At 63.7% G+C, this 9151-nt stretch carries 7 protein-coding genes; 5 read left to right on the top strand and 2 right to left on the bottom strand.

Annotation, left to right across the window (positions count from 1 at the left end; translation table 11 throughout):
• The 3 genes from DMX11_RS16390 to DMX11_RS16380 all read left to right on the top strand — a co-directional run.
• Nucleotides 1-2069 (top strand): non-ribosomal peptide synthetase (locus tag DMX11_RS16390; protein WP_146230368.1); only part of this gene is annotated, 2069 nt, incomplete at its 5' end.
• Between the two features lie 54 nt (nt 2070-2123).
• On the top strand, nt 2124-3281 hold the full coding sequence (gene macA, locus DMX11_RS16385) for a macrolide transporter subunit MacA (RefSeq protein WP_110745453.1): 1158 nt from the start codon (nt 2124-2126) through the stop codon (nt 3279-3281).
• Nucleotides 3282-3289: 8 nt separating this feature from the next.
• Nucleotides 3290-5281, top strand: a complete 1992-nt coding sequence (locus tag DMX11_RS16380) for a MacB family efflux pump subunit (protein WP_256590626.1) — start codon at nt 3290-3292, stop codon at nt 5279-5281.
• A gap of 129 nt (nt 5282-5410) precedes the next feature.
• On the opposite strand, the gene DMX11_RS16375 is transcribed toward DMX11_RS16380, so the two are convergent.
• Entirely contained in the window at nt 5411-6043 is a 633-nt protein-coding gene (locus DMX11_RS16375; protein WP_110745451.1) for a helix-turn-helix transcriptional regulator, read from the bottom strand.
• A gap of 223 nt (nt 6044-6266) precedes the next feature.
• Here DMX11_RS16375 and hisN point away from each other — a divergent pair, with 223 nt between their 5' ends.
• Nucleotides 6267-7058, top strand: coding sequence for a histidinol-phosphatase (gene hisN / locus DMX11_RS16370; protein ID WP_110745450.1), 792 nt, complete (start codon nt 6267-6269; stop codon nt 7056-7058).
• A 224-nt stretch (nt 7059-7282) separates the two neighbouring features.
• Entirely contained in the window at nt 7283-8014 is a 732-nt protein-coding gene (locus DMX11_RS16365) for a hypothetical protein (RefSeq protein WP_110745449.1), read from the top strand.
• Here DMX11_RS16365 and DMX11_RS16360 read toward each other — a convergent pair.
• On the bottom strand, nt 7982-8983 hold the full coding sequence (locus tag DMX11_RS16360) for a LysR family transcriptional regulator (RefSeq protein WP_110745448.1): 1002 nt from the start codon (nt 8981-8983) through the stop codon (nt 7982-7984). The two genes, DMX11_RS16365 and DMX11_RS16360, sit on opposite strands and share 33 nt — an antisense overlap.
• Between the last annotated feature and the right edge of the window lie 168 nt (nt 8984-9151).

Genomic DNA, 9151 nt, shown 5'->3' with positions numbered 1-9151 from the left:
CCCTGCTGGCACATCTGCCGGAATTCATGGTGCCAGCGCTGTTCATGCACCTCGAAGCCCTGCCGCTGAGCCCCAACGGCAAACTCGACCGCAAGGCGCTGCCAGAGCCCGGCGCGCTGCAGGATCGTCCATTCGAAGCCCCGCAAGGCGAAACCGAAAACCTGCTGGCAGCGATCCTGGGTGAACTGCTGGAGGTGCCACAGGTGGGCCGCCACGACAATTTCTTCGAGCTCGGCGGCCATTCCCTGGCGGCCATTCGCCTGGTCGACAGGCTCAACAAGGCCGGCCTGAGGGCTGCGCTCAACGACGTGTTCCAGCAGCCCAGCGTGGCGTCGCTGGCAGCCCGGCTGGTCAATCACGCAGGCCAAGGCGAGGGCGCCATCACGGTACGCGAGGGCGGGACGCAAACCCCGCTGTTCCTGCTTCACGAGTTCACCGGGCTGGACTTCTACTTCCCGGTACTGGGCCAACAGCTGGGTGGCGATTTCGCCATCTACGGTTTGCCTGGGGTGCCTGCCGGCCAGGCCCAACCACGCACCTTGGAATGCCTGGCCCGTTACCAGATTGCACAGATGCGCAAGGTGCAACCCCATGGCCCGTACCGCTTGGCCGGCTGGTCGTTTGGCGGGGTCGTGGCGTTTGAAATGGCCAACCAGTTGCTGGGGGCGGAGGAAGCGGTCGAGTTCGTTGGCCTGATCGACACGCATGTGCCGCGCCTGGCTGACCAAGGCAAGGCGCGCTGGTCGGGAACACATGCACTGGAGCGGCAACTGTTGCTGAACTGCAGCACCTTCTGGCGCACCCAGGGCCCGGCAGCCGCGGAAAAGCGTGCGCAATTGCAACGCCTGGAATCAGCGCAGGCCGATTTTGCCGGGTTGCTGGCCAGCTGCCGCGAGCACGGGCTTCTCTACGGGTTATGGGCGAGCATGAGTGATGCGCAACTGCTGCATTACTTCAGCCGTGAGCTGGCTCACGGGCATGCGTTGGCCCATTACCGCCTGTCGCCCCTGAGCATGCCGGTGCACTTGTTCCGGGCCGAGCAGGGCAGTGACAGCCTGCCGAGCCTGGGCTGGCGCGAGGCTCTGCCGACGCAGCCATTGTCGGTCATTGCCGTACCCGGTGACCACCGCAGCTTGATGGAGGCACCCCACGTGACGGCGGTTGCGCAGGCGTTGACCGAGGCCCTCGGCACCTGCAGCGCCGGGCCCCATACGGGTTATTCATCGCCTGTAGCCATCCAGACCGGCCAGGCGGGGCACGCGCCGCTGTTCTGCGTGCCCGGGGCCGGTGACAGCGTGACCAGTTTCATTGGGCTGGCCGAGGCACTGGGGCCGGAATGGCCGCTCTACGGGTTGCAAGCTCGGGGCCTGGACGGTGCTGGCGTGCCGCACAGTACGGTCGAAGCTGCTGCCGACTGCCATGTGCAGGCCATCGAAGCCTTGTACCCGCAAGGCCCGCTCAGTTTGCTGGGGCACTCGTTCGGTGGCTGGGTGGCGCACGCCATCGCAGCCAGGCTCGAGGCCAAGGGCCGGCAGGTACGCTCGTTGACGCTGGTCGACAGCGAGGCACCGGGCGCAGGCGGCACCTGTGGCCAGCCCTACACCTTCGGCGAGGCCTTGCAGCGGTTGATCGATGCCTTGCAACTGGCCACGGGCAAGGCCTTTGGGATCGATCCGGCCGCTTTTGCCCAAGCCACGGATGACCAGCAGTTGCAGCAGTTGCATGCAGCCATGGTGGGCAGTGGGCTGCTGCCTGCGCGCTCCACCCCAGGTGTGCTGGACGGCACGGTGCGTACCTTCGCGACCGCACTGCGAACGGTCTACCGGCCGCAGCTGGCCTACAGCGGCCCGGTGGGGTTGGTGCTGGTGGATGACCCGCGCCTGGATGCATTGGCTAACGCCCGCGAGCACGCGGGCATGCAGGAGGGCTGGCAGCAGCTCATGCCACGCCTGGCGCTGTGGCAGGGCCCGGGGGATCACTTCAGCATTCTCAAGGTGCCGGATGTGTTCAGCCTGGCGGCCTGGTGGCATGACGGGCAGGCATTGCAGCACGGCAAGGTTACCCCATGACCATTGGCGGTGATTGCCCCTTGGTCGAGTGAATTTTTTGGAAAGTGAGTGTTCATGGACAAATCCAGATTCCGCAAATACAGCCTAGGCGTTGCCGTGGCCCTGGTCGTCGGCATCAGCCTGTACGCCATCCAGGCCCCGGCCAAGCCACCGCAATACATCACCGCTACGGTCGAGCGGGGCGACATCGAGAATGCGGTGCTGGCCAGTGGCATGCTCGAAGGTATCAAGCAGGTGGATGTCGGGGCCCAGGTCTCGGGGCAGCTGAAGTCGCTGAAGGTGAAGCTGGGGGACAAGGTCAGCGCGGGCCAGTGGTTGGCCGAGATCGACCCGCTGGTACTGCGCAACACCCTGCGCCAGGCCGAGGTCGATGAAGACAAACTGCAGGCCGAGCGGCGTTCGACGATGGCCCAGCTGAAGCAGGCCCGGCGTGTGTACGAGCGTTACCGCGAGTTGCAAGCCGACGAATCGGTGTCGCGCCAGGATTTCGAGAACGCCGAGTCTGAGTACGAAGTGCAGCAAGCTGCCGTGCGCTCGCTGGATGCGCAGATCCAGAGCGCCCGGGTCGAAATTGACACCGCCAGGGTCAACCTGGGCTACACCCGTATCAACGCGCCAATCACCGGCCATGTGGTGGGCATCGTCACCCAGGAAGGGCAGACCGTGATCGCCAACCAGTTGGCCCCGGTGCTGCTCAAGCTGGCCGACCTCGACACCATGACGGTCAAGGCGCAGGTGTCTGAGGCCGATGTGATTCACATCAGCCCTGGCCAGGAGGTGTACTTCACCATCCTCGGCGAAGACAAACGCTACTACGCGAGGCTGCGCGGCACCGAGCCTGCGCCGCAGAACTACGCGCAAAGCAGTGACAAGAGCGAGGGCGGTACCAGCAAGGCCAGCGGAGCGGTGTTCTACAACGCCCTGTTCGAGGTACCGAACCCGGATCACCGACTGCGCATTTCGATGACCGCTCAGGTGCATATCGTGCTCGATACCGCCCAGGCCGTGCTCACCGTGCCGGTGGCGGCGTTGGGCGCGCGCAACGGTGATGGCAGCTTCCCGGTGCGGGTGCTGGATGCGAAGGGCTTTGCCCAGGTACGCAACGTGCAGGCGGGCATCAACAACAACGTGAAGGTGGAGATCAAGGACGGCCTGGCCGAAGGCGACAGGGTGGTGATCGGCGAGCCGGTGTCTGGCGAAACAGGGGCGTGAGCATGAACATGAATGTCCAGCCGTGCGCGGGCATGGCGGTTGCCTGCAGCAACGCCGAACCCTTGCTGCATTTGCACGGTGTAACGCGCAGCTTCCAGGCCGGCGACCGCGAGTTCCTGGCGCTCAAGGGCATCGACTTGCAGATTCACAGCGGCGAACTGGTGGCGATCATCGGTGCCTCTGGGTCTGGCAAATCGACCTTGATGAACATCCTTGGCTGCCTGGACAACGCCAGCAGCGGCAGCTATCAGGTGGGTGGGCAGGAAACCCGCGCGCTGGACGATGACGCACTGGCGGCACTGCGCCGTGACCACTTCGGCTTCATCTTCCAGCGCTACCACTTGCTGCCGCACCTGGACGCCCTGCACAACGTCGAGATACCGGCGGTGTATGCCGGCACGCCGCAGGGCCAGCGCCATGCACGGGCGCGGGAACTGCTGTCCCGCCTGGGCCTGGCCAGCCACCTGGCGCACCGCCCCAGCCAGCTGTCGGGTGGCCAGCAACAGCGGGTGAGTATCTGCCGGGCGCTGATGAACGGTGGCCAGGTGATCCTTGCCGACGAACCGACCGGCGCGCTGGACACGGCCAGCGGCAAAGACGTGATGAACATTCTGCTGGAGCTGCACGCAGCCGGGCACACGGTGATCCTGGTGACTCACGATCCGAAGGTAGCGGCCCACGCCGAGCGCATCATCGAAGTCAGTGACGGGCAGATCGTCAGTGATCGGCGCAGTGCTGCAGTGCCTGTGCCCAAGCCCGAACCGGAGCCCGTGGCGCAGGGGCCCCGGCGCCTGCTGGTGAGCCTGGGGATGTTCCGCGAAGCGTTCAAGATGGCCTGGATCGCGCTGATCTCGCACCGCATGCGGACCTTGCTGACCATGCTGGGGATCATCATCGGTATCACCTCGGTGGTGTCCATTTCGGCCATCGGCGAAGGCGCCAAGGGTTACGTACTCAAGGACATCCAGGCGATCGGCAGCAATACCATCGATATCTATTCGGGCAGCAACTTCGGTGACAGCCGGGCCAAGACCATCGAAACCCTGGTGCCCGCCGATGTCGCTGCCCTGAATGAACTGTACTACGTGGACAGCGCGACCCCGGTGATTGGCCAAAGCACATTGGTGCGTTACCGCAACCTGGATGTGGACGTGCAGCTCAATGGCGTCAGCGAACACTACTTCCAGGTGCGGAACCTCCCGTTGGCGGCAGGTATCGTGTTCAGCGCCGACGATGCCCGGCGCCAGGCCCAGGTGGTGGTGATCGACCACAACACGCGCAAGCGCCTGTTCGGCGCGAACATCGACCCGCTCGGGCAGGTGATTCTGGTCGGCAACCTGCCGTGTACGGTGATCGGCGTCACGGCCGAGAACAAGAACCTGTTCGTGGCCAGCAACCAGCTGAACATCTGGGTGCCTTACGAAACGGCGGCGGGGCGTGTCCTGGGGCAGCGCCACCTTGACAGCATCAGCGTGCGCATCAAGGACGGCGTCCCCAGCAAGCGGGTGGAGGAGGAGGTGACGCGGGTGATGCTGCAACGGCACGGTACCAAGGACTTCTTCACCAACAACCTCGACAGCATCATGCAGACCGTGCAGAAGACCAGCCGCTCCCTGACGTTGCTGTTGTCGCTGATTGCGGTGATTTCGCTGGTGGTCGGCGGCATCGGCGTGATGAACATCATGTTGGTGTCGGTCACCGAGCGTACCCGCGAGATCGGTATTCGCATGGCGGTAGGGGCCCGGCAGTCGGACATTCGGCAGCAGTTCCTGGTCGAAGCAGTGATGGTCTGCCTGTTTGGCGGGCTGGTGGGGATAGGCCTGTCGTATGGGGTGGGGTATCTGTTCGAGTTGTTCGTCAAACAGTGGGAAATGGTGTTCTCACCTGCCTCGATCGTGATGGCATTTGCCTGCTCGACGTTGATCGGCGTGGTGTTCGGGTTCGTGCCGGCCAGGAATGCGGCGCGGCTGGACCCGATCGAGGCGCTGGCGAGGGACTGACACAGCCCCGTGCGCCCGAGACAGACCCGCGACGTGCAGGCGCAGCGCAAGGCTGCCCCTGCAGGGGACCGTGCCGGGTCAGCAATGGTGCTCAACCGGTGCGAAGAAGGTCGGCACTGGTTACGCTATTCAGGCCTCGGCATACATCCAGCGCATCAACGAATGCCGACCGCTGATCCCTAGTTTGATGGCTGCCCGGCGCAGGTAGCTTTCCACGGTATTGACCTTGAGCCCCAGCCGATCGCCCTGTTCCGGCGCAGTATGCCCGGCCAGCAGACCCAGGCACACCTGGCGCTCGCGTTCGGAAAGCGTCAGCCCTGACTGCGCCAGCCGGTCGACAAAGCGCTGCTCCAGGCTTTCTTTGGTGTGCCGTTCAGGAGTGGGCTGCAACGCATCGACGTGCTTTTCCAGCATCGGCAGCAGCAACGGCGAAATCGCGTCCAGGCGGCTGCGCTCGAAGGCCGAGAAGCCATAGGTGGAGTCGGCGCGGATCACCTGGATTTCCAGGCGGGCGTTGCCTTTACGGGAGATGCGGTGCAGCCGTGAGGGGTCGTTGAAATCGCCATCCGGCTGTTCGTCCGAGGAAAACACCGTCTCGTCGATCAGCGTCGAATCGCAGGGCAACAGTGGCAACTGGCGGATCTGCGTGGCGTCGATGGACAAGTGGGCCTGGATCAGGTCGTGCAGCATCCGCGGGAACTGGCGGCTGCCGGTGCTGGCAATGACTTTGCCAATTTGCGGGTAGAGCAGGTTCGAATTCATCGTGTCATCCATGAAGGCCAATGAGGGTTATCCCGCCGCGGTATTGCCGGCCCGCATCCAGGGCGTGCGAAGGGAAGTGGTTGGTATCCTAGTACAACGAATGAGTGACGCTTAAATGAAGCAGGAATAATGGCAGAATAATGGCATCTATGCGTGCCCGGCTGGCACTGCGCGGGTTGTCGGGTATCATGCGGCTCCCCACCATTGTCACGAGGCCCGTCCCATGTCCCTGAGCGCTGAACAGATCGGCGAATTTCGCGTATTCGCCGAGCAATTGGCCGATGCTGCCGCTGTGGCGATCAAGCCGTACTTTCGTGCCAGCCTGGCTGTCGAGGACAAGGGCGGGCGCCTGTACGACCCGGTGACCGTGGCCGACAAGGCGGCCGAAGACGCCATGCGTGAGCTGATCCAGGCACGTTACCCCGAGCATGGCATTCTTGGCGAAGAGGCCGGCGTTGCCGTGGGCAGCAGCCCGTTGACCTGGGTGCTGGACCCGATCGATGGCACCCGCGCCTTCATTACTGGCTTGCCACTATGGGGCACGTTGATCGCGCTGAACGACGGCACGCAGCCGGTGGTGGGGGTGATGAACCAGCCGTTCACCGGCGAACGTTTCGTCGGCACCCCGGAAGGCGCCTGGCGCAGCGGCACACCGCTGCAGACCCGTGCCTGCGCCGACCTGGCGTCGGCCACGCTGATGTGCACCACGCCGGACATGTTCGACACCGCCGAGCGCAAGGTGGCATTCGAAGCAGTCGCCGGCAAGGCGCGATTGATGCGGTACGGCGGTGACTGCTATGCCTACTGCATGCTGGCCTCGGGTTTTGTCGACGTGATTGTCGAAGCGAGCCTTCAGCCGTATGACGTACAGGCACTGATGCCGATCATCGAAGGGGCGGGTGGCGTGATCACGGCGTGGGATGGCAGTTCGGCGCAGGATGGCGGGTGCGTGGTGGCCTGTGGTGACCCTGCGCTGCATGCGCAGGTGCTGGAGATGCTGCGCCACGCCATGTGATCCGGGTTCGTCGGCACTCGCCTCTTCGCGGGAGAACCCCTTCCCACACGTAGATCAGAAGTTCTGAAAGCTGTGCGGTTCTTGTGGGCGCGGGTTCACCCGCGAAGGGGCCGCCACAGGTTTCCATTCTCTCTAGCCGCCGCACTTTTCCCCATTTTCGGGCTCTATGCTTGGCCAGGCCGCGCTGACTCCCGGCGCAGCCGCCGAATATTGACCCGGTGCCGATGGTTGAAAGTTACCCGAATGTCTTCCGCCGCCTGCTGCTTGCTGTGGCCTTCACATGCCTGTGCGCCTGTACCCAGCAGCAAGGCCGTGACATCGTCGGCCAGTTCAGCGATGGCAAGCCCAGCGAGCTGTTCCAGACCAGTGTCGACCGCCTGGCCACGCTGTCGATGCGCGACAACCTGCAAAGCCTGTACCTGCTGATGAACAAGCTGTACCTGCGTAACCCCAACCAGTGGAAGCTGTCCGGGTACGTCGACGCCGCCACGGCCGAGCGGCAGATCCGTATCGCCATCGAGCAACGTCAGCCGCTGCCGCAACTGGGCAACCGCCGCGACCTGGCTGCCTTGAGCTACGCCCTGAGCCCGGAGTTCCGGGGTGACCGCGTGGGCGCATTCATCTACGCGATCGGCAGCATGCTGATTACCGCGCACGGGGGGCGTAGCGAGTTCTACATGACCGACACGATCGACCCGTTGTTCATCAACAACGCGGCGCGCAATATCGAGAAGGCCACCTGGATGCTGAGCCAACGGCAGGATGCCAATGGCGTATTGCTGTTGTTCTCCAATGAAATTTCGGAGGAGGGCAGCAACCTGAGCTTTGCCGTGGAGTTCGGCAAGATCGTGGCGCGCCTGGATTTGCTGGCCGAGTTGCTGGATGAGCGGTATCGGCGGATCGGGCTCAACTATGCCCAGAGCCTACTGCTGATGAATTTCCTGCCCGTGCAGTGACATTGCCTCCAGCATGGGGCGAAATTCGCCCAGCAACCAGTCGCGCAACCTTTGGCAGCTGGACTCATGTTCCTTGTCTTCATTGAAGGCCAGGAAGTGGAAGGTGTCCTTGAGCACCAGTTCTTCTGCCACCGGCCTTACCAACAGCCCCTGCGCCACCAGCGGCGCCACCAGGTGGTGCCAGCCCAGTGCCACGCCCTGGTTGCCCAGCGCCAGTTGCACCAGCAGGTTGTAGTCGTTGGCATTGAAAAAATGCGGTGCGGTGTTGGCGCGGCTTTTCAGGTCGACGTCATGGAAGGCCAGCCACACGTTCCAGTCCACATGCTCGGCCACCTGCGAACGGCCATAGGGGCTCAGGTTGAGCAAGGTGGCGTCGCGCAGCCCCTGCAGGGTGCGTATCTCCGGGTGCTGCGCCAGGTAGTGCGGGGTGCACACCGGGTAGATCACGTCATGGTTGAGCGGGTGCGAGCTGTAGCCTGCCTGCACTTTGCCCAGCTTGGTGATGTAGATATCAGGGCGTACCCCTGGCTCCATCGACAGGAAGTTCTGGGTGGTCACCAGGTTGATGTCGATGTCCGGGTTCTCGTCGAAGAACCTTGGCATGCGTGGCCCCATCCACAGCGCGGCAAAGGCCGGCGAACAGCACAGGGTGACCACCTGCTTGGTGTTGGTGTTGCTGCGGATGCGCTCGGCCGCCTGGGAAATGTTGACGAACGATAACTGCACCGCATCGAAGAAGATCGACCCGGCGACAGTCAACTCTACCGCGCGCCCCACCCGGGTGAACAACTCTGCACCCAGGTAGGTTTCCAGCTCACGGATCTGCCGGCTTACGGCGGCTTGGGTCACACACAAGGCTTCGGCTGCACGGGTGAAGTTCTGGTACTTGGCGGCAGCGACGAAGACTTTGACCGCGCGCAGCGAGGGCATCTTGATCAGCGTCTGATCGGGTTCGGAGTGTCTGACCATGGCGTTGGGTGCAGGTCCTTGGTGATACCTGATGGGAGCAGCCTTGTGCTGCGCAAGGCCCCGTCCAGGCCCCGCTAGCGCAGTGTATGAGCGGGCATCTTCCCAGCACAAGGCTGCTGCTGGATTCGACTGTCTCCAAGCGCTCTGCGGCGGGGCTTGCCCTGCGAT

Source organism: Pseudomonas sp. LB-090624, assembly GCF_003205205.1.
Lineage (GTDB): Bacteria > Pseudomonadota > Gammaproteobacteria > Pseudomonadales > Pseudomonadaceae > Aquipseudomonas.
This window is presented reverse-complemented; position numbering and strand designations above follow the sequence as displayed.

What these genes read in the sequence shown, in the direction of transcription:
- macA (WP_110745453.1), top strand. Translation starts at nt 2,124, where the DNA reads ATGGACAAATCCAGATTCCGCAAATACAGCCTAGGCGTTGCCGTGGCC.
- DMX11_RS16380 (WP_256590626.1), top strand. Translation starts at nt 3,290, where the DNA reads ATGAATGTCCAGCCGTGCGCGGGCATGGCGGTTGCCTGCAGCAACGCC.
- DMX11_RS16375 (WP_110745451.1), bottom strand. Translation starts at nt 6,043, where the DNA reads ATGAATTCGAACCTGCTCTACCCGCAAATTGGCAAAGTCATTGCCAGC.
- hisN (WP_110745450.1), top strand. Translation starts at nt 6,267, where the DNA reads ATGTCCCTGAGCGCTGAACAGATCGGCGAATTTCGCGTATTCGCCGAG.
- DMX11_RS16365 (WP_110745449.1), top strand. Translation starts at nt 7,283, where the DNA reads ATGGTTGAAAGTTACCCGAATGTCTTCCGCCGCCTGCTGCTTGCTGTG.
- DMX11_RS16360 (WP_110745448.1), bottom strand. Translation starts at nt 8,983, where the DNA reads ATGGTCAGACACTCCGAACCCGATCAGACGCTGATCAAGATGCCCTCG.